This is a genomic window from Fulvivirga sedimenti (assembly GCF_020328055.1).
The window spans coordinates 17,577-38,264 of record NZ_JAIXNE010000011.1 but is presented as its reverse complement, the minus strand read 5'-3'; the positions used below and the strand labels follow the sequence as shown (position 1 = coordinate 38,264).

Below are 20,688 nucleotides of genomic sequence, written 5' to 3'. Positions count from 1 at the left end.
CGTTTAGTCTAAAATGCACCGAACCAACACCGGGAAATGATCTGAAGGATATCGGTTATACCTGCTGTCGGTTAAAACAGCATAGGATTTTACCTCTGCACTTCCTCGCAGAAAAATATAATCGATACGGTTTTCAGGAATGTCATCCCAGGAAAAACCATTGAATGTAGCTTTGGGGCCATAGGGTTTCACCTTATTCCGCGAATCTTCAAAATCCAATGACATGACTGTTTCATATGCCGGATCATCATCGGTAAAGTTGAGATCCCCCATGAAAATAATGGTTTCCTGAGAAAAAAAATGATTGATGTGATCACCGATCACGCCAACACTCTTTCGGCGTGCCTCAACCCCGATATGATCGAAATGAGCATTGTAGACTACAATTTTTTTTCCATCAGAATCCCGTAATTCAGCAAAGGTACAAACCCTTGGTAAGGCTGCGTCCCATCCCTTGCTCACCTGGGCAGGTGTCTCAGAAAGCCAGAATGTTCCCGAAGTTAAAAGTGTAAACCGGGTTGAATCGTAAAAGACCGGACTGTATTCTCCAGCCCTTTCTCCGTCATCACGGCCAACACCAACATAAGTAAAACCCGGAAGGCCACGCTTGATATCCTCAACCTGGTGATGCAGGGCTTCCTGCACACCAAAAATATCGGGGGCATGAAAATCAATCAATCCAATCACCCAAGGCTTTCGGATTTCCCAGTTATTGCCGGCGTCATTCTTATCGTCATACTTAATGTTATAAGTCATTAAGGATAGCCTCTGCTGACTGTGTGCAGGTAAACAGAATCCAATAAAGATGATCAGGCACGAAATAAGTATCCTTAGCATACATCAATTAAGCTAATTATCACACAGAATAAAAGCCTTCAAAACTTTTATCAATACTACAATTAGGAAATTGATTTAAATTTCACATATTTGCAATACTACAATTAGGAAATTGATTATGAAATTATCACTTGGCGAATTTGAAGAAATTGTACTTCTCACGGTAGGTGTATTGTACAATGAAGCTTATGGCGTGGCTATTAAAGACGAAATTGAACAACGTTTGAAGCGTAAAGTAAGCGTTGGAGCATTGCAGTCGGCACTCCATAGAATGGAAAAAAAAGGATTCCTGGAAAGCCGTACCGGCGACCCGGATAATCAACGGGGCGGAAAACCCAAACGTTTCTTCACAATTACAGCACTTGGAAAGCAGGCACTTGAAGAGTCGAAGGATGTTCGTCTGGAACTTTGGAATTCTATTCCGAAAGTTGCTTTTGAAATGAAAATGATCTGATGATCAAAAAGTTAACGGAGCGATTTCTGATGTGGCTTCTCCACCCTGACTGGGCGGATGATATCACCGGGGATATGGATGAGTTATACGGCAGAAACCTTTCAAAATCCAAACTTCGTGCAGAACTCAAATATTTCGGACAGGCACTCCTGCTCCTGCGGCCTTCTTTGGTCAGAAGGTTTAAGATTTTCCCAAATAACAACACAGACATGTTTAGCAATTATTTCAAGATCGGAACACGGAATTTATTGAGGCACAAGCTCTCAACCGTAATCAACGTTAGCGGACTGGCCCTGGGTCTGGCTGTTTTTCTGCTCATCAGTGAGTATGTACGTTTTGAAAGTACTTATGATCAGCACCTCGCCACAGCTGATAACCTGTACAGGGTCACCTCGACGGCATTGATTAATGGTGTATCTGAATCAAAGGATGCAATGGCATCCTACGCCACCGGACGGGAGTTGCAAGAGGCACTGCCGGAGATCACAAACTATACGGCGACATTAAAATTTGATCAAGGAATGGTTATCCGGATCGATGACCGGCTCCTTCAGGAAAACAGTGTTATTTCAGGTGATTCGAATTTCTTCGAATTGTTCCCCTATGCTATACTGGCAGGAAACCCGCGGACTTTTCTGAGTGAGCCAAACCAGGTGGTGTTGACGAAATCGAAAGCGGAAGACTATTTTGGAAGTATTGAGAATACCCTGGGCAAAACTCTTAAAATTACACTGACAACTGAAAGGGAATTCGTCGTGACAGGAGTTGTACAGGATATTCCGAAGAATACCCATTACAAATTTGACATGATCCTTTCAGACCCCAGCCTTACTGAAAGAAGCGATTACGACAACTGGAATTACGACAACTATTACGTTTATGTACTATTGGATCCGGGAGCAGTAGTCGACAATCTCCAGGCAAAGCTCGACGAGGTACGTTTCAAGATTTTCGAGGAACAGCGGGCCCGTTGGGAACTCGGGCTTGTCACGGATATTCACCTGGAATCTGATTTCACATTTGAACCGGAAGCTACCGGTAATGAGACGGCGATTGGCTTTTTGAAGTACATTTCATTCTTCATTCTATTCATCGCCTGGGTGAATTACATAAATCTTTCGACGGCCAGGGCCATCGTACGCGCCAAAGAAGTCGGCCTGCGGAAGGTTGTTGGAGCTTTCCGAAGTCAACTGATTAGTCAGTTCCTCGTAGAAGCGCTGATCATCAATTTTATTGCTGCCATACTGGCCTTTGCCCTCGTGGGTGGGATTAGTCCCATATTTAACAACCTTGCCGGAAAGCCTATCATGAAAGAGCTTTGGGATATGCATCTGCTTTTAAAAAATGGATTGATCTTCTTCCTTATCGGCACATTTTTATCCGGATTCTACCCGGCAGTCGTACTTTCCAGGTACAACCCATCAGAAGTACTGAAAGGTAAATTCAGGAATTCACAAAAGGGTATTCTACTTAGAAAGGGCCTTGTCATCGTTCAGTTTACTGCCTCGATTCTGCTTATTACCGGCACGCTGATTATTCAGAAACAACTGAATTACATGATGAGCAAGGATATTGGAATTAATACCGATCAGGTGATCTCCTTCCAGCCTCCGGAAGTTTTCAGCGAGGAGACTGCGTATAAGTCTGATCTTTTTAAGGAAGAATTACTAAAGCACAATGCCGTTGAGCGAATCGGAAAAACGTCGAATGTCCCGGGGGGAGATGCGGCCGATATCAATTCGACTACATCACGGCTCACGCTGGATGGATTCCCGGAGCCTTTTAAGGGCACCACCTATCTCCTGATCGTTGATGACGGATTTATCCCTACAGTAGACATGGAAATCCTGGCAGGAAGGAATTTCAATAATAACCAGGCTTCAGATTCAATGACGCTATTGGTAAACGAGTCATTTCTGTCAAATTACGGCGGCCTCACGGTGGAGGATGCGATCGACAAGCAAATAAGATTTGGCACAGATGAAGAAAAATACCGGATCATCGGGGTTGTGAAGGATTTCAACCGAACCTCATTAAAGTCTGCAGTTGAACCGACAATTCTCCTTCCTTCCAGGTGGCCGGATTTCTTCGTATTGAAGTTATCGGTGGATCAGATAGATGATGGATTATTGCATCTTGAAAAGACATGGGATGAATTTTATCCAACTATGCCACTTGATTATTCTTTTCTGGACGCACGGTTTGCATCGCTGTACAATGAGGACCGGAGGTTTGGAAATATCTTCCTGGTGTTTTCTGTTCTGGCGATTTTCATTGCACTACTGGGCTTGTTCGGACTTGCGTCATATCTGTCTTCGCAACGGACAAAAGAAGTGGGGATAAGAAAAGTACTTGGTGCATCCACTTTTGAAGTTATATCACTTTTCGTTCGTGAATTCCTGATCCTGGTGGTGATCGCAGCCATGATAAGTGTCCCACTGGTTTTCCTTTCCATGGAATCCTGGCTTGAAAATTATTCCTTCCGCATCGATTTCCCCTGGTTAATGGCGGCAATCGGGGTATTGGTGATTGGTATTTTCGCCATAGCAACTGTCATTTTTCAGATCAATAAAGTGGCCCGGTCTCAACCTGCAGATTCTCTTCAGTATGAATGATGACCCTCTAAATACTTTCTGATCGTTTTAAAATAAACTTCTCCGTTCTCAACAAAGGGAAAGTGCCCTGATTCAGGAACAATAGATAACCTGCTTCCCGGAATCACAGATTCCATTCGCTCCCCTGAAATCTCAGCCCCGGGCTCGGCACTTCCAAAAATGATAAGAACTGGAAGTTGCAGCTTCGCCAATTGTGGGTAAAGGTTAAACGAAGCCAGATCAGGAGCCAGGTATGAAAAAGCCTGGCTCCTCTTCATGAAATCAGCCGGAATGTTCAGCTGTAATTCAGAAAGGGCTGTGGTGTCATAAAACTGGGGTTTAAAAGACAATTTCATCAGCCTGGTAATTGCATCTTGAGGGTTCGTTTGCAGTTCCCCGGATTGCATTATCACTGACCTGCGCAGGCTGTCTTCAGGTTGAATCATTTCCGAAAGCACCATTTGTTCTTTCTGCCATTCCATATTATTAGGTGGAACGGGACTCGATAAAACCATTGATTTCAAATGATCGGGGTAGGCAATGGCATATTGCATGGCAAGCAAACCGCCCCAGCTGTGCCCAAGCAGGTGCACTTGCTCAAGGTTGAGATATTTGCGAAGGTTATCTATATCGTCGACAAAGTATTCCATGGTCATGCGGGAGGTATCCACCTCAACGGAGGACCTCCCGCATGCACGCTGATCATAATATATCACTGTATAATCACGGGCCAGTTCGTCCATCCATGGCAACAAATATGAATGATCAAGAACCGGTCCGCCATGAACCACGATGAGGGGCTCTCCTTCTCCGGTGATCCTATAGTAAATTTCCGACCCATTCGAGGTAAAGAAACCTTCTTTAGTCTGAATATCTGCCGAAGTACACGCCGTACTCAGAACCAAAAACAGGATGAAATATCGCATTCCACAAAATACTGATTTTAAAATTCTACGGTATAGGTAATTACCGGAAAAAGTGGCAACTGATATTCCATTTCCAGCGCTTGCGCATCGGAATTATAGTATTCACTGGTTTTCGCCTGGTTATTGGTCAGGTTCTGGACTTCCAACTTGATTTCCTGCCTTGTTTTGGTCCGGTTCCATTGATATGACATTGAAATATCCCATTTAAAAAACTGATCCCCGGGCACTCCATAACGGTTCGCATTATCATAGATACCTTCTCCCTTTTCAATGCTCTCATCGAGCAATAATGGTGTGAACCTGAAGCCGCCGGTAGTGGTGACCCGTGTACTTATATTGAAAATCCGGTTTTGATTCCCCCGAAGATAAAACTCCTTACCAAATAAAAAGTTGACGGCATGTCCTCCATTAAAACGGGTGTCACGCTTAATACCATCCAGTGCCTTATAGTTCGACTCATATAAGGAACCTGTAACCAGAAAATAATAATGGTTCTGAAAATACCGTTCCAGGGTTAGTTCCAGGCCATAATTAATCCCGGTTCCTTCGTTTACAAGTTCCTTATCAGTAAATCCATTTACCGAATTGATCAGTGAATAACTGCTTGTAATATCATTTTCAACAGGTATGTCATACAGTTCCTGGTAGAATGTCTCTGCTTTGAAATATAAATTTTTACCAAGTACCCAGTCATATCCAATCACAAAATGACGCGCCTTCATAAAATCAAGCGACTTATTCGGCCGGCCGTCCATGCCTTCAACCACAGAATAATATACCGGCAACGGTGACATCTGGCTATGCATTCCAAAACCTCCAAAGATGGACTGCTGTTCATTCAACCGGTACTTAAATGAAATACGGGGTTCTATCAATTGTTCATTATTCAGTGTAAATGCCTGGTAATTCAACCCGGAAGTGATCGTAAGGTCATCCGTAACCCGAAATTTCCAGCTGCCAAAAACGCGGAAAATTCCGGCATTGCCTTCATCGGAAAGGCCAGTTGTCATATTATCATCGTCATCAAGGTATTCCTGAAAGAAGTTAAAATGAAACTGCTGGTGATTCACTCCGGCCCTGAGTACATGACGGGCGTTGATTTTAGTGTTAAAAACAGTTCCTAACCTCCAGGAATATTTTTCAAGATTATCATAGTAATCGCGTTCCATCGACTGGCTCACTTCGTTTAATTCGTCGTAGGAATAATCACTCCCGTTATAGGATAATCCAACATAGGAGTCAAATGAGGTATTGCTGTTTATAAAATATGCATGATTTAAATTCACCGTACCCATGGCCGACCTGAATGATTCAGCACCTTCCAGTTCTGACGAATTTTCATCGAAATATTCGTCATCAATTCTGCTCTTTCCACCAATCCCAAAAACAGTGAATAACCCGGCATTTTCTGTAGGCATATTCACCTTGAATGAGAGGTCCTGATATTTTGGAACTCCCCCGAAATCCACAATGCCCAGGTCATCCAGAATCGCAAGTGTTGAATACCTGTAATTCGCAAGATAAGATGAGCGGCCCCCATTTTTAAAGGGGCCCTCCAGGGTAATATCGGTTCCAAGAATACCCACGCCAACTGAATATTCGCGCTTTTCGTTGTTCCCCGTCCGCATCTTCATATCAAAAACGCTTCCGAGAACATTACCATAATCTGCCGTAAATGCCCCTGTATAAAAATCTGAGTTGGCCAGCATATTACTGTTAAGAATATTGATGGCCCCGCCGCTTTCTCCCTCTTCTGTAAAATGATTAGGGTTTGGAATCTCGATTCCTTCCATCCTCCACATAACAGTATTGGGAGAATTTCCGCGGACCACAATATGATTACTTCCTGCAGGGTCACCCTGGATTCCGGCAAAGCTTGTCACAAGCCTTGCGGGATCATTTATGGTCCCTGCAAATCGTTTGGTCTCTTCAACGGATACCGACAAACCGCTCACCAAAACCATTTCGTCCGAAAGCTCTGATTGATGTTTTTTATCGGTCACGATCACCTCGGTAAGGCGAATAAGGGATTCACGAATGTCGGCATTCACCACCACTTCCTTTGCCGAACCAACGACAATATTGGATAGGTAACGTTCTTCATATCCAATGCTGGTAATTAAGAGGTCAATCCTGCCCACCGGCACGTTTTCAATTTTGAAATTTCCATCCAGGTCTGTTGCAGACCCTAAAACAGGATCTGTTCCCGGAATATAAACATTAGCTCCCACGATGGGTGCCCTGCTATCTGCATCAATGATGGTACCCTTCACAGTCTGGGTTAATGACTGGGATGAAACACTTTGGTGAATCAACAGGAGAAGTATTGCGAGCAAACCTGCCCAGAATCTAATGGTTTTCATGTTGTTGTCTTTTTTGAGTTTCTGTTTCTCAAAAGACAACGTACATTCAAATTACCCCTACTCCATCGGGGAAAAAATCATAGAAACCGAAGTCCGGCAGTAAATCCGATCCATCCAATTGCCTGGCGGGACCCAAATGATCCCTCATACATGGAATAGGGTGGGATGTCCAGAATAAAAGGATAATCTTCAAGGTCGCTCTGTTTATACAATAAATTACTCCAAACCGGACCTGCAAAAAGCAACCATCCCTTGCCCGGGGAAAAGCCGGCAAGCAATTCAAGGCGCGTAAGCGGTATTACATGTTCAAACCATGTGGCATCATTTTGCACGTCTGTGATGGTAAGATTGAGATTAATAAAGTTCCTCTTTCTCCCGATCCGGAATGCTGACCCAAAACCATAGGTGTAACCCCAGACATTATTGGTTTCAAATCCCTGTGTTCCGATACCGAATATATTGTAGAACCGCTGCGTGCCCAACAATAGCCTTGCTGAGTATGGCAGTACGTCACTGTAGTGCAATTCAATTTTATTATACCCCCGCAAAAACAAATTGATCAATCCGATGGAAGCGCCTGAGACTGTATCACCAATATTGATCAGACCAAGCTGGAAACCCCGGTTGTGCCGGCCGAAATTCATCACAGCCGCCAATTGTGCCCCGAACACTGTATCTGCCGCAACATTCAGAATACTTGCGAGTTGAAGTGAGCTTACATTTCTGGAAGTATTCATAATGCCGGCAATTTGAAAACCCCGGACGTTGCCATAACTTCCATTCAGTACACCAGCGATCTGGGCACCGGAAATATCCTTCCCAAGGTTCATAACACCCGCAATCTGAAGCTTATTAACATCACGTACGGCTATATTTGTAACTCCCGCCAGCTGTACTCCATCCACATCTTTCAAGGCAAAATTAATGACGCCTGCTAGTTGAACACCGTCTGTCCGACCCTGAATGACATTACTGACACCTGATATCTGAACGCCTTTTAAAGAATCCAGAACAAGATTATTAACACCTGCAATCTGGACTCCTTTCACAATACCAAGGTTCGTATTAAATAGTCCGGCCAGCTGTACCCCCGATGTTTCATGGCCAACGGCATTCGACAATCCTGCAATTTGTACCCCTTTTACATAATATCTGGTCACGTTTACAAGGCCGCCCAGTTCTATTCCCTTGGTGGCGCCATTATAGCCTGCCAGAACATTGAGCGAATACTTGTTAGTGATTACTCCGCTCATCTTTAAATTGGTTCCAACAAAGGGGACGACGGATATTTGTGCTGTCCTGTACAAGGAAAGTCCAAGACCCTGGCTTGTAAAGACCCCCTCTTCAGCAGCTACCATTTTTACGATCTTTAGTGTATCCAGCCGATCCGGACCGCCGCTTAAACCGGCTCCAATTCCCTTGGGCACTGCCACCGGAATATTCAGGTTTCTTGATTCATTGGATATTACGATGGTGGTATCACGAAGGTCTGCCCGTGAAACTGTGATACCGATTACAGGTGTTTCCACAGGTATCTCAAGGAGATAATATCCCTGGTCATCGGTAATGGCCGAATTGAGCGAGGCAACATCATAAACGGTTGCGCCGGAAACAGACAATCCTGAACTGGCGTCTCGGATGTAACCTTCAATACGGGTATTTTTTCCCGATTGTGCTGATCGTTGGTCCAAGGTATACCGGGTGCGAAGGATCACCAGGTGATTTCCGCGCTGTTTCATTTCAAGTTCCTTGCCAAGCAAGGTCACCAGCACTGTTTTTAGCGGAGAGTTCTCAACCCGAAGGGAAATAAGACTATCAACCGGTAACATTGAGGGATTATAGGAGAAGGAAAAATTATTTTCTTCGGCCAGCGCAAGTATTACGTCTTCAAACCGTTCATTTTCGGCTTGAAAATTTACCTGGCTCCGGAGTATACCCGACTGTCCGAACAGGGTTCCGCTCAAAGCGATTAAAACAAAAAGCAGACTAAAACGTCGGACACCCATTTGAATTTATTTCTACCCGGTCATTGTAAATGGTATATTCTACGGGAAGTGATAGCGAAATGTTCTCCAGTATTTCCTCAAGAGACTGATTAAGAAATACTGCTGTAATCCTGCAATTGCTAATCTCAGCAGGGTTATATGAAATCGGAATGTCAAATATTTCCGACAAATCATTGAGTACAACAGAAAGGTTTACCTGGCGGTACGATAATCGCTTATTAGCCCAGTATAAACTATTTGTGTTATCCAGTTCATATTCCCGAAGTGAAGCTTCAGTAAATCGGATCACTGCCGCCTGATTTTTTTCAAGCCGTGCATAACCGGAATTATCCTTGAGACTCACCTCAACCAACCCCCTGTCTACAACTACAACCATACTGTCGGTTGTTTCATGAACAAGAAAAGCGGTACCCAACACTTCTACAAGGCCCCGCGGAGTTTCTACCTGAAACTGGAGCGTCGAATCCCGGCTAACGTCGAAATAACCCTGCCCATCCAGTGCAATGTGGCGGTTCGTACCATTAAAATCCCGATCGAATGTTATTCGTGCTTTCCCGTTCAGGATAACCCTGGAGCTGTCCGGGAGAATATAGGTAGCTATCCCGGCTGACTGCGAATAGGTGATGTCAGCAAAATATTGATTGAATACCCAGTAGCTGAGCAGCATCGCCAGTATTGAAATGACAGCGGCATACCTCATCCATGGAAACGGCCGGATGACTTTTTCATCTTCCAAAATGCGCCTGCTCACCTTTGTCCATGCAGCCCGGCTGTCAAAAGGAATGGAAGGCTGTCCCTCTGAAACAACCGGATCCGGCTCCAGCAATTTAAGTGCCTGTTCATAGGTTTTTTTATTGTCGTCAGATTCCTGAATCCATGAAATCCAGCGCTGCTGCTCTTCTCCGGAAACCTCCCCGTTGATGAACCTGGCCAGCCCTTCAAAATCAATATGTTGATTATCATTCATGCTATATAACCTGTGACAACTGAAACGTTATTTACCCCTATCAGAACCATTCACTCAACTGAAATAAAATATATACTACCCAGCCAATCACGAGATATTCGGCAAGCTCTTCGCGCAAAAACCTGAGCGCTTTGCCCATCTGATTTTCTACGGTTTTAACAGATATATTCAACTGATCAGCGATCTCTTTGTACCGGAGTCCCTCATCCCTTGACATCCTGAATATTCGCCTCCGTTCGGCAGGCATTGCTTCAACCGCCATGGCAATTCTTTCCTGTAATTCCACAGTAACTAACGTATCTGAATGATCCTCCTCCGATTCGCTTCGCAGGACATGACCCACGTGATCACGAATTACTGAAGCATGTTTAAGGAAATTCAGGGATGCATTTCTTACCGACGTAAAGAGATAACTTTTCAGCGAATGATCTACTGAAATCTGAGCCCTTCGTTCCCAGAAACGAACAAAGGTATCCTGAACGATTTCTTCCGCATCCTCGGCATCGCGGATATACTTGAAGGCATAATGGCAGAGCCCTGTATAATATTCATGGAACAGGCCTTCAAAAGCTGCTCTGTCGCCATTCTTTATACGTTCGGCAATGCTTGCCATACTACCAGATAAATATTTCAGCTAAATATAAGAGAATTGTAAAACTGAACACAGTCGAAGCCACAGAGATTAAACAGTTATAAACTTGGCAGCAAATGAATACACAGGAAGCACAATATCCTGTCCCTGAAATTTCGTCATTAAATCTGCCAATAGGTCATTATAAATTTCTTGTGAATCAATAACGTCGTGCAGCAACGAGCCAAGATCATCGTCGACCAATAGCAGGTGTGCCAGTTCATTCGGGCTGAAGCTAAGTTTAATTACTTTATTCCCTTCTGATAGTAATGAAATACGACCATCGCCCATCCCCTTAAACGAAACCGCGTGATCATAGTCCCTTTTTATTTGCGTTCTAAGACCAAGTGTATTCGTAACCATTTCAAGATCAACATCGAAATCATAAACAACTATGACCGAATTCAACCTGGTAACCTTAAGTGTTTCCTGCAGCATTTCATGCCTGTCGGTATAGAAAAGCGACCCGGCGAATGTTACGATGTCAAAGGTATCAGCAGGAAATGGCAGCTTGTGTCCGTCAAACCATTCAAAACTTGTTTTTTGGGAAGGAACAGCACGTTCAAGCATTTGCCTGGATGGGTCAATCCCCTTTACGGATTTGCAATACCGTGCCAGGGCTGTGGTAGATCTCCCGGTTCCACAGCCAATGTCCAGTCCGCATTCGTACTGAATACCAGCCTCCAGCAAATCCTCAAGTATTAATGGATGAACGTCTGGCCTGAATGCATCGTAATGATATGCTGCGGTTGAATTGTAAGACATGGTAGGAGGTGAAAATAATATGAAAATATGCAACTTTTATTTTTTAGTTGCGTTAATAGTTGTATATACATCTATATTATGAAAGATCCCGGCTCATTAGGAAACAACGTTCTGTATCTTGCAGGGCATATCACGAAAACCATTCACAATCAGCTTACTGCGGCTTTCGCGGCAAATCAGATACCACTGACTGTGGAACAGTTCTCACTCCTATCCACACTGTGGTACAACGACGGCATGAACCAGCAATCCCTGGCAGCAGCGTTAAACCGGGATAAGACAACCATTGCCAGAATGGTGCAAATCATGGAAAAGAATGATCTGCTGGTAAAAGTCGCCGATAAAACCGACCTGCGAAACAAACTCATCTATACAACCAACAAAGGCAAGAAACTGCAGGAAAAGGCGGTTGCTCTTGCTGGCCAACTTTATATCCGCGCTTTGGAAGGGCTTGATGAGAGTTCCCTTTCCAAAACGGTTCAGTTACTTCAGAATATCCATAAAAATCTCATCTCTTAAAAATCTATATAGTTGCATATACATCTAAATTAACCAATATGAAAACTTCACTTAAAATCCTCGCCATCACACCGGTTTACCTGGTTATCCTGATCATTGGAACAATGATCGGGATGGCATTATTCCCGAATGAAACCATGTCACAATCCAGCGAAGGTGGATTTGACATCATGCTGCTTCTTGTCGCCTTTCTCAATGGTACCATTCTTTTCTACTATGTCATGAAATCAAACACTTCCGGATGGCCATTGATCCTGCGTACTGCGTTATTGTCCTTTATTCTACAATATTTCATCACCCAGGTAGAATCACTTTGGTTCATTGGCGCACTTCAAATGTCCAGGGAAACGGTATATGCCTTATTAACAGGTGGAATTATATCAAGTATACTCTTTGCCATTATTGCTGTTTGGATGGGTGGTAAAAAATCAGGTGTTCCGGAATATTCAAATATTGGATCTGCTCCGCAACTAATTCGAATTGCCCTTCTCACCGTAATAGTCTGGCCATCACTTTATTTTCTTGCCGGTTATTACATTGCATGGCAGTCACCGGACATACGTTTATATTATTCCGGAAGCACCGAGATGCTTTCATTCTGGGAAATGATGAAAATGAACCTGGCCGAAGGACTGTATTCTTTTCAAATCTTTCGCGGCATCGTTTGGGCAGCGGTTGCATGGTATGCCTTTAGTGTGATTAAAGGTACGCGCTGGCAAAATGCAATACTCCTCGGCCTTTTATTCAGCATTCTCGGACACAGTCAATTACTCCTCCAGAATTCTATTATGCCAGAAACGGTTAGAATGGTTCATCTGTTGGAGACAGTGGTTTCAACTTTTGCCTGGGGAATGATTCTTTCCTACAGCTGGCTTGACGCACCTATCCGCTCCTTTCCAGTCAAAACTGCCTCCGCATGAGGTTATTCGTAAAGCTCTTCGGGGTTGATCCGACAGACTTCCTCCATAAAAGAGGCCATTTTTAAGGTGACATATTCAAAATAACGGGCACCCTTTTCCTTGCTTGCAAGGGAAGGGTCGCCCACACCTGTATCTGCAGTGATCTTGCTCCACGGCCGTTCACGCCATGCCCAGCCTTCCTGAAATGCCTTTATCTTACTCTTCCGCTCAGCCCCGTCTCCCCATTCATTCCGGGGCAAGACGAGGTCAGGACGAAAATGAAGGATAAGGCTTGTTTCCATTTCATCCGCATGATCACCTTCGTTGTCAAAATAATCGTACTTACCGGGAATGCGGAACCAGTTTGTCGCACAGAGAAACATGTCGGGAAATTTAAGACCAAGCTCCCGTAACATGGTTTTAAAATCATTCCCGCCGTGGCTGTTCAAAATCATGAACTTATGAATTCCCTGCCGGTCCAGCACCGAAATTATATCATCCAAAATGGCCATCTGCGTGCTGGGATTCATATTGATATCCAGGTATATATCCGACTGCCCGGTATTTACGCCAAATGGTATCGTTGGAAGCACAATCACCTTTGCCCCGTTCTCCCAGGCAATCCGTGCGGATTCTGCTGCAATGTGGTCGGCCTCTATAATATCTGTGCCATAGGGCATGTGATAATTATGTGCTTCAGTCGCGCCCCAGGGCAATACAGCCAGGTCGAAGGACTCATTCTTAAGTGCTTTCCAATTTGTTTCTGCGAGGATGTAGGGTCTGATAGCCATATCTAAATTATTTAAATCTAAAATACAAAATCTCATGCCGTTGGGCTGCCTGATTGGGTATACATATTATCAAATGCCTGAAAAAAATGATATCTTTTCAACGTGAACCACAATTCCGGATTGATGATAAGACTCGTAATCATCCTGATCGTTCCAACACTTCTTTCTTTTCAGGAAAATGAATGGCGGCTCGACAAAGACAAAAATGAAATCCAAGTTTATACCCGCGAAGTGGAAGGCTTTCCAATTCGTCAATTCAGGGCTTCCTCCCAGACTTCAGCGCCCTTGGAAGCCATTGAGCAGCTCTTTCGGGAAATTTCAGATTATCCTTCCTGGATGCCTGATGTTTCCGGTTCGCAATTACTGGAACAACCGGCCGACAATGCATACATCTATTACTTACAAATAGACTCTCCCTTTCCCGTACAGGACCGTGATCTTGTTGCCAGAATGACTTTTGAATATCTGTCGGAAAATGTACTCCGTATCACCTATGAGAATTTACCGGATCACTATCCGGCCCAGTCCAGGCATACCAGAATAACCTATTTCAAGGGATATTGGGAGTTTACCCGTGCAGAAGGTCAGACAATCATTCAAAATCAATTCCTGTCAGACCCCGGCGGATCTGTCCCGTCATGGGTCGTGAATTCTTTCATGGCTTCGAACCCGTACAACACAGTACTCGCTTTAAAAAAACAAATTGAATAATCTGTATCAAATATTATTGCCGGCGGAATTTGGCTTTGCCATCCTGGTTTTTGGCCTCCTGTTCTTCATCAAGGCACCGTATGGAAGGTTTCTGAGATCTGGCTGGGGTCCGTCACTCCCCGCAAAATGGGCGTGGTTTCTGCAGGAATTTCCGGCCTTCGGGACCATCCTGGTATTATTCCTTTATTTCGAGGCATGGAGCAGTCCGACTGCCTGGGTATTCCTGATCATCTGGCAGGTTCATTATTTCCATCGCACCTTTTTCTATCCCTTTCAATTTGGAAGCGGCCAAAAGCCGTACCCTGTACTACTGGTCATCTTTGCGGTGTTTTTCAATTTGATGAACGGGTTCATCAATGGATATTACCTTTTCGGAAAAGTAAATTATTCAACAGACTGGCTCCTTGATCCCAGGTTTATTGTTGGTGTAGCCATATTCCTGGGGGGATATCTTCTTAACAAAGCATCCGACAAAAGGCTTGCAGCCCTTAAGAAGGAAGGAAACGGGGATTATATAATACCATATGGACATGTTTTCAAATATGTTTCCTGCCCGCATTACCTTGGTGAGATCCTGGAATGGACTGGTTGGGCAATCCTTACATGGTCGATGCCCGGACTGGCCTTTGCTGTCTTCACTTTTGCCAACCTCGCCCCGCGGGCTGTTGCCCATCACCGTTGGTACCGGCAAAAATTTGAAAACTATCCGGCAAACAGAAAGGCACTAATACCTTTCATTTGGTAACTAAGAAGCCTCCGATACTTTTACATTTTTGATCTGATGTGCGAAGAGGGTGTAGATGACAGGAACAATGATCAATGTGAGAAGCATCGATGAACTGAGCCCGCCAATGATGACCCAGGCAAGTCCGTTCTTCCATTCTGAACCGGCACCGGTTGCCAGCGCGATAGGAATCAAACCGATGATCATGGACAGGTTTGTCATGAGTACGGGTCTGAACCTAAGTTTTGTGGCCTCCAGCAGAGCCTGCTTTACTTCCATTCCTTCCTGTTGAAGCCTGATCGTAAAGTCAACCACCAGAATAGCATTTTTCCCGACTAATCCAACGAGCATCACCAATCCGAGAATCGAAAAAATACTGAGTGCTTCCATGGTAAGGGCCAGTGCCAGCAGTGCACCGATCAATGCCATGGGAATTGAAAAAAGTACAACCAGCGGGTAAACAAAGGAATTATACAGCACAACGAGTACGAAATATACAAGGAGGATAGATGCTGCAAAGGCCACCAGCATCGTCGCCAGCCCTTCCTGTGTCCTTTTTGTTTGTCCGCCAAAAATGAAATAAACATTCCCGGTACCAGACATATTCTCCAGCTTATTCCTGAATTCCTGGTTCACCTGCCCTCCGGTCCTTCCGATTACCTGAGATTTAATGGTAACGGACGGTGTCCTGTTGGTTCGTTCCAGTACACCTGGTGAGGGAATATCCTGTAATGAGACAAATTGCTTCAATTTCACTACCTGTCCCTTTTCATTGATCACCGACATATCCAACAATTTCTCAGGATCTGTTTTATCACTTCGCTGCAGCTGAATATGAATGGGTATATCACTGTCTTCCGACACCAGATTATTATCAAGATTTCCATTAACAGCCGTTCGAAGCGTTGCCCCAGCATAGACCGGGTTGATACTTAGGGTTTCCATCAGATCCCGATCGGGCACGAAACGCGTTTCAAGGTCCCTTCCCACGGCCGAGGATGTTACTTCAACCACCCCAACGATTTCCCCTAGGACGCCTTCAACCTGTTTTGCCAGGGCATACAGTTTTTCAGTATCTCCTGAAGTCACTGATACCTGAACAGCATCATCGTCACGCAAACCCAGAATATTGATGTCAATGGGCCTGATGCGTACACCGGGAATTACAGATTCAAGGTCAAGTTTTATTTGCCGGGCAATTTCAGAAGCAGAGCGGTCACGTTGTCTTTTATCGATCAGCTTTATACTGAGTTCGGCAAGGTTTTCCGTGCTCACCTCGATGCGGCCGCTGCTGGTAATCCCCACTGTCGTGAAAATTCCCGTGATCTCGGGCACATCTGCCAGGTGTGATTCGACCAACCGGGTGATCTTATCTGTTTTCTCAATAGAGGTTCCGGATGGTAATTCAAGTTCAAGTAAAAATTCACCCCTGTCACCGCTCTTAATGAATTCAATGCCAATAAATCCACCCAGAATCAGAAATACTGATCCGGCAAGCATGGCAGCGGCGATGGCAAGCGTAATTACACGGTGGTTCATTGCCTTTTGGAGTAAGTTGGCCATGAAAACTCCAAATGCGTCGATCATACGTTCGAAAGCGCGAACCAGTCTTCCGGTAATCGACCCGGGTCGAAGCACTTCCAGTTTTCCGAACCGCGACACCAGCAATGGGGCCAGGGTGAAAGACACAAGGAGACTGGTAAGCGTAGAGATCAGGATTACCACAGAGAACTGACGAAGCAGATCCGCGACAAGTCCGGAAGAAAAGATAATGGGAAGAAACACAACCACGTCGATCAGCGTAATGGAGATCGCCGTAAATCCAATTTCCATGCGCCCTTCATAGGCAGCTTTAACGCGGTCCTTACCCATTTCGAGATGACGATAAATATTCTCCAGAACCACAATGCTGTCATCCACCAAAATGCCAATCGCAAGTGACAGGCCCAGCAGCGAAAGCAGGTTAAGGGAGAATCCCAGCAGGTACATAAAAATATACGTGGTAAGGATGGACGTAGGGATGGATAACAGGACAATAACAGAATTTCTCAGGCTGTGAAGGAACAGCAGCATTACAAGCGAAACGAGAAAGATGGCGAAACCGAGGTCTTTCATTACTGCATTAGCGGCTTCCAGGGTGAATTCTGAAGTGTCCTGGGAAATATTGAATATTACCTTTTGATCCCGGTATTCATCTGTTAGCCGTTGCAATTCCTCCTGCACCCGGCGGCTCATTTTTACAGCATTGGCCCCTCCTCTTTTTTTAATATCAAGGCCAAGAGAATTGGCAGTATTAACCCTGCTGATTACTTTCTGCGCGGTAATGCTTTCATAAATATCCGCTACCTCCTGAAGTGGTATGTTCACCCGTGTCCTTGGGTGTACGATTGGAATTTCCCGAAGCTCCTGAACCGAGCTGAACTGGCCTGAAAACTTCAGTGTTCTCACACGGCCCGCAGAAGACAATGCTCCGACGGGTATTTCGGTGTTTGCAACCTGAATAGCCTGAATAACCTGTAAGATGGAGATGCCGTACAGATTCAGTTTATCGTTATCAACATCTACACGTATTTCCTTTTCCCTGCCCCCAAGTAGTCTTACTTCCGCAACGCCTTCCAGTCGTGAAAGGGCCGGAACTATCTTGTCCTCTGCAAGAGCCGATAACTCCACCGGCGATAGGCCGGAAGAAAGACCGATCCGCATTACAGGAAGATCATCAAAATCAAATCTTGAGATGGACGGACTGCGGGCATCATCGGGCAAATTCCCTGCGATTGCCGCAATCTTGCGTTGAACATCCTGCACAGCGATATCTACATTCGTGCCGGCAAGAAGCTCGAGCCGCACCAGTGAAAAGTTATCCCTTGATGTGGCAACGATGAGATCTACATTTTCGACGGATGACAGTGCATCTTCAATGGGTTTGCTGATTTTATCCTCGACGGATTCCGGGCCGGCACCGGGATAAACCGTCGCTACTGTAATCACTTCAGGGGTAAAACGCGGTACAAGCTCATAATTCAGCCTGGAATACATATAAATCCCCAGTAAAGTAATCAGGATGTAGAATACAATTATTACGACGGGTCGCTGTATGGAAAGGCGGGTAATATCCATTATTCCTGAACTGCTATTTTTTGCCCTGCATCAATCATGTTTTGTCCCTCAGTTATAACCCTGTCTCCAACGGAAAGCCCATCGATGATCCGGATCCAGCCATTCCTACTCTCACCTCTTGATACAATCCTTTTTGCCGCAATACCCTCATCGGCTATAAACACGTAAAATTCTCTCTCACCATACCCAAGTAATGCTTCCTGGGGGATGAAAATCACATCAGGTGGCGCAGCACTTTCTGAAATAGCCGTTGCCATCATACCTGGCCGGATGTCACCTTTCTGACTGTTCAAGACTATATCCACTTCAAATAGATTGGCAAAATCAGGTTTTACACTCTGAAATGAAATGGTGCCGGTTGTTACCTCCTGAATCCCATCAATCCGGACGTCAACGCGGTCAGATGAGGAGATTTGTTCCAATTCGTTCTGCGACAATTTCAGTCGCAATAGAAGGTTATCTGTATTCACAATTTCACAAACAGGAACTCCAGGACCCAGCATACCCCCTTTTTTAATAAATAACTGATTAATAATACCTGCAATCGGACTTTTCACACGATTGTCAGACAGTTGCTGCTGAGCAGCCAGATACTTTGCCTCGGCTGCTTTAAGATTCAATTCGAGTGTCTCGAGCTGTTGACCTGTAATGGCCTCGTTTTCGGCCATGATCCGGAAACGTTCACGGTCCTTTTTCAACTTCTCATAGGCGCTTTGCGCAACCTGTAGCTGCTCCCTGAGCAGTGCATCCTCCACCTGGGCAATTACATCTCCCTGTTTAATCTTCTGGCCTTTGGCGACATATACATTGGTAATCCTGCCCTGTGCTGATGATGTGACCATCAGCTCGCTTTCGGCAACAAGCTGTCCTGAAAATGTTTCCTGAAATGTATTTGACCATGGGGCAACCGTAAATACGCGAACGGGAATTTCTTCCACCTTCTGGAGTGATAAATTTGTCTGCGCCTCCAGCTTTTCCTTATTTGATTTCAGCTGATAAATGACAAAGGCTATGAGTATAACGGCGATCAGTATGGGGAGGATTCGCTTCATTTCACCTTGTTAAAAGATTCTAAATTACCATAGGTCCGATACAACTCAAGTATCGAAAGAAAATAATCCATTTTACGCCTGGACATTTCCATTTGGGCAGTACGCAGGTTGTCCTCTGCTTCCAGGGCTTCTTTCAGCGTTGAGAACTCCTGTTCATACCGGATAGTCTCCTGTTGAAACTGCCTTTTGTAAACATCCACCCTGCGCTCTGAAAGATCAAGTCGCTCCCGCGAAAGCTGTACATCCCTCCGGGCCGCGGCACGCTCCATGCGTATCTTCTCCTCGAGAAGATCCTGTTGAACGGACAACATTTCCTGGTTGATCCTGTTCTCCTGAATTTTTGATTTACGATTATTCGGATTCAATAAGGGAATACTTAGTTGCAAACCAATCATATGTTGGTTAAACCAGGTTGACCCTGATGAAAACAAATCGCCCATTCCTTCCTGCTGCAGCCATTCAAAGGCCATAAAAAAATCCAGCGAAGGGTACGAGCCCGCTGTTTCCTGGAGAATCTTTTCCTCATTCATCCTCATCTGCAACTGCAGTAATTCCAGTTCATTATTGGATACTGAATCGTTCACATCCATCAGTGCAGGTTCCGTTTCTGTTCCGCCTGCAACCAGCGAAATTCTGGTTTCAGTCTCAATGCCACAAAGGAATTTCATATAATCCTCCAGTTGACGTTTCCTGTTTTCGATTTCCTGACGGCTGATCTCCAACTCTTCTTTATGAAGAGCCAGCTCCTCAAGGGTGATCGGCAATACGGCTTCATTATCAACCGCTGTCTTCGTAACACGTTCCATTTTTTCCAGTCTCTCCCGGTTGAAATCCAGCAGTGAGAGCCCGTCCCCTACCATTTCTATCTGGTAGAATGTACGAATCACCTCGAACCGGATCTCGTCCTCGCTCATCTGCTGTCGCTTTTCAGCAAGCTCATCCATGTAATTCGACAGTTTGTTGCCGTTTAACATCCTGACATTGAACAGATGCTGGTTGAGTGTAATTCCACTGTAAAAATTCTGTGCCCCGCCCAATTGTACAGGGCCGCTTAATTCAGGGTTGATGTTTTGCGGAAAGATAAAAACAGGCCGGTCGTCAAGGTATTGATAATAGCGTGCGTAGGCATTTATTTCAGGGACAAAAAAACGCTTTTGACCAGCGATTTGCTGCCGTTGAAACTCCATTTCCAGTCCTTTTAATTCCAGTTGCCTGTTATCGGAAAGGGCCTTTTCCAGGCAATCATCAAGGGTAAGTTGCAGCTCTTGCTGGGCTATGACCTGCACTGAGAAAAATATAAGTAATACTGCCAACGCCTGTTTCATAATCCGT

17 protein-coding genes are annotated in these 20,688 nt (G+C 44.8%); 6 read left to right on the top strand and 11 right to left on the bottom strand.

All coding sequences use genetic code 11. The features are described 5' to 3' along the window. Positions 1-3 precede the first annotated feature (3 nt). Positions 4-756: an endonuclease/exonuclease/phosphatase family protein gene (locus LDX50_RS30410; protein ID WP_225700082.1), complete on the bottom strand. Its 753-nt coding sequence runs from the start codon at positions 754-756 to the stop codon at positions 4-6. Between the two features lie 199 nt (positions 757-955). Here LDX50_RS30410 and LDX50_RS30405 point away from each other — a divergent pair, with 199 nt between their 5' ends. Both LDX50_RS30405 and LDX50_RS30400 read left to right on the top strand, forming a co-directional pair. Continuing rightward, a complete protein-coding gene (locus LDX50_RS30405) occupies positions 956-1,291 on the top strand; it encodes a PadR family transcriptional regulator (RefSeq protein ID WP_225700081.1) in 336 nt (111 codons plus the stop codon). Next, positions 1,291-3,906, top strand: coding sequence for an ABC transporter permease (locus tag LDX50_RS30400; protein ID WP_225700080.1), 2,616 nt, complete (start codon positions 1,291-1,293; stop codon positions 3,904-3,906). The genes LDX50_RS30405 and LDX50_RS30400 overlap by 1 nt, the downstream gene beginning before the upstream one ends. Here LDX50_RS30400 and LDX50_RS30395 read toward each other — a convergent pair. From LDX50_RS30395 to LDX50_RS30370, 6 genes are all read right to left on the bottom strand, one after another. Then, entirely contained in the window at positions 3,894-4,811 is a 918-nt protein-coding gene (locus LDX50_RS30395; protein WP_225700079.1) for a proline iminopeptidase-family hydrolase, read from the bottom strand. The two genes, LDX50_RS30400 and LDX50_RS30395, sit on opposite strands and share 13 nt — an antisense overlap. A gap of 17 nt (positions 4,812-4,828) precedes the next feature. Then, entirely contained in the window at positions 4,829-7,174 is a 2,346-nt protein-coding gene (locus LDX50_RS30390) for a TonB-dependent receptor (RefSeq protein WP_225700078.1), read from the bottom strand. Between the two features lie 77 nt (positions 7,175-7,251). After that, positions 7,252-9,180: a carboxypeptidase-like regulatory domain-containing protein gene (locus LDX50_RS30385; RefSeq protein WP_225700077.1), complete on the bottom strand. Its 1,929-nt coding sequence runs from the start codon at positions 9,178-9,180 to the stop codon at positions 7,252-7,254. Next, positions 9,161-10,147, bottom strand: coding sequence for a FecR family protein (locus LDX50_RS30380; RefSeq protein ID WP_225700076.1), 987 nt, complete (start codon positions 10,145-10,147; stop codon positions 9,161-9,163). The genes LDX50_RS30385 and LDX50_RS30380 overlap by 20 nt, the downstream gene beginning before the upstream one ends. 40 nt (positions 10,148-10,187) lie before the next feature. Beyond that, positions 10,188-10,760 (bottom strand): RNA polymerase sigma-70 factor, encoded by a 573-nt coding sequence (locus LDX50_RS30375; RefSeq protein WP_225700075.1) that lies wholly within the window; start codon positions 10,758-10,760, stop codon positions 10,188-10,190. 69 nt (positions 10,761-10,829) lie between these two features. Beyond that, positions 10,830-11,543, bottom strand: coding sequence for a class I SAM-dependent methyltransferase (locus tag LDX50_RS30370; protein WP_225700074.1), 714 nt, complete (start codon positions 11,541-11,543; stop codon positions 10,830-10,832). A 78-nt stretch (positions 11,544-11,621) separates the two neighbouring features. Between LDX50_RS30370 and LDX50_RS30365 the strand changes: the two genes are divergently transcribed. Continuing rightward, positions 11,622-12,062: a MarR family winged helix-turn-helix transcriptional regulator gene (locus LDX50_RS30365; protein ID WP_225700073.1), complete on the top strand. Its 441-nt coding sequence runs from the start codon at positions 11,622-11,624 to the stop codon at positions 12,060-12,062. A 38-nt stretch (positions 12,063-12,100) separates the two neighbouring features. Next, entirely contained in the window at positions 12,101-12,982 is an 882-nt protein-coding gene (locus LDX50_RS30360; protein WP_225700072.1) for a hypothetical protein, read from the top strand. A 2-nt stretch (positions 12,983-12,984) separates the two neighbouring features. Here the strand turns inward: LDX50_RS30360 and LDX50_RS30355 are convergent, their stop codons facing one another. Next, positions 12,985-13,746, bottom strand: a complete 762-nt coding sequence (locus LDX50_RS30355; RefSeq protein WP_225700095.1) for a creatininase family protein — start codon at positions 13,744-13,746, stop codon at positions 12,985-12,987. Positions 13,747-13,875: 129 nt separating this feature from the next. Here LDX50_RS30355 and LDX50_RS30350 point away from each other — a divergent pair, with 129 nt between their 5' ends. Both LDX50_RS30350 and LDX50_RS30345 read left to right on the top strand, forming a co-directional pair. Next, positions 13,876-14,463, top strand: a complete 588-nt coding sequence (locus LDX50_RS30350) for an START domain-containing protein (protein ID WP_225700071.1) — start codon at positions 13,876-13,878, stop codon at positions 14,461-14,463. Beyond that, entirely contained in the window at positions 14,456-15,208 is a 753-nt protein-coding gene (locus LDX50_RS30345; RefSeq protein ID WP_225700070.1) for a phosphatidylethanolamine N-methyltransferase family domain-containing protein, read from the top strand. The genes LDX50_RS30350 and LDX50_RS30345 overlap by 8 nt, the downstream gene beginning before the upstream one ends. Here LDX50_RS30345 and LDX50_RS30340 read toward each other — a convergent pair whose 3' ends face one another. Genes LDX50_RS30340 through LDX50_RS30330 form a run of 3 tightly spaced genes read right to left on the bottom strand, consistent with a single transcriptional unit; the run spans position 15,209 to position 20,681 of the window. After that, positions 15,209-18,304, bottom strand: a complete 3,096-nt coding sequence (locus LDX50_RS30340) for an efflux RND transporter permease subunit (RefSeq protein WP_225700069.1) — start codon at positions 18,302-18,304, stop codon at positions 15,209-15,211. It abuts the gene before it with no gap. Next, on the bottom strand, positions 18,304-19,356 hold the full coding sequence (locus tag LDX50_RS30335; protein ID WP_225700068.1) for an efflux RND transporter periplasmic adaptor subunit: 1,053 nt from the start codon (positions 19,354-19,356) through the stop codon (positions 18,304-18,306). The genes LDX50_RS30340 and LDX50_RS30335 overlap by 1 nt, the downstream gene beginning before the upstream one ends. Further along, the gene (locus tag LDX50_RS30330) at positions 19,353-20,681 is read right to left on the bottom strand and encodes a TolC family protein (protein ID WP_225700067.1); all 1,329 of its coding nucleotides are present in this window, start codon (positions 20,679-20,681) and stop codon (positions 19,353-19,355) included. Before LDX50_RS30330 ends, LDX50_RS30335 begins: the two co-directional genes overlap by 4 nt. Positions 20,682-20,688: the final 7 nt, after the last annotated feature.

Excerpts from the sequence above, each read along its gene's own strand:
- LDX50_RS30340 (WP_225700069.1), bottom strand. The coding sequence starts at position 18,304 with ATGGATATTACCCGCCTTTCCATACAGCGACCCGTCGTAATAATTGTA.
- LDX50_RS30365 (WP_225700073.1), top strand. The coding sequence starts at position 11,622 with ATGAAAGATCCCGGCTCATTAGGAAACAACGTTCTGTATCTTGCAGGG.
- LDX50_RS30350 (WP_225700071.1), top strand. The coding sequence starts at position 13,876 with ATGATAAGACTCGTAATCATCCTGATCGTTCCAACACTTCTTTCTTTT.
- LDX50_RS30360 (WP_225700072.1), top strand. The coding sequence starts at position 12,101 with ATGAAAACTTCACTTAAAATCCTCGCCATCACACCGGTTTACCTGGTT.
- LDX50_RS30380 (WP_225700076.1), bottom strand. The coding sequence starts at position 10,147 with ATGAATGATAATCAACATATTGATTTTGAAGGGCTGGCCAGGTTCATC.
- LDX50_RS30390 (WP_225700078.1), bottom strand. The coding sequence starts at position 7,174 with ATGAAAACCATTAGATTCTGGGCAGGTTTGCTCGCAATACTTCTCCTG.
- LDX50_RS30370 (WP_225700074.1), bottom strand. The coding sequence starts at position 11,543 with ATGTCTTACAATTCAACCGCAGCATATCATTACGATGCATTCAGGCCA.
- LDX50_RS30400 (WP_225700080.1), top strand. The coding sequence starts at position 1,291 with ATGATCAAAAAGTTAACGGAGCGATTTCTGATGTGGCTTCTCCACCCT.
- LDX50_RS30410 (WP_225700082.1), bottom strand. The coding sequence starts at position 756 with ATGACTTATAACATTAAGTATGACGATAAGAATGACGCCGGCAATAAC.
- LDX50_RS30375 (WP_225700075.1), bottom strand. The coding sequence starts at position 10,760 with ATGGCAAGCATTGCCGAACGTATAAAGAATGGCGACAGAGCAGCTTTT.
- LDX50_RS30335 (WP_225700068.1), bottom strand. The coding sequence starts at position 19,356 with ATGAAGCGAATCCTCCCCATACTGATCGCCGTTATACTCATAGCCTTT.
- LDX50_RS30395 (WP_225700079.1), bottom strand. The coding sequence starts at position 4,811 with ATGCGATATTTCATCCTGTTTTTGGTTCTGAGTACGGCGTGTACTTCG.
- LDX50_RS30385 (WP_225700077.1), bottom strand. The coding sequence starts at position 9,180 with ATGGGTGTCCGACGTTTTAGTCTGCTTTTTGTTTTAATCGCTTTGAGC.
- LDX50_RS30330 (WP_225700067.1), bottom strand. The coding sequence starts at position 20,681 with ATGAAACAGGCGTTGGCAGTATTACTTATATTTTTCTCAGTGCAGGTC.
- LDX50_RS30405 (WP_225700081.1), top strand. The coding sequence starts at position 956 with ATGAAATTATCACTTGGCGAATTTGAAGAAATTGTACTTCTCACGGTA.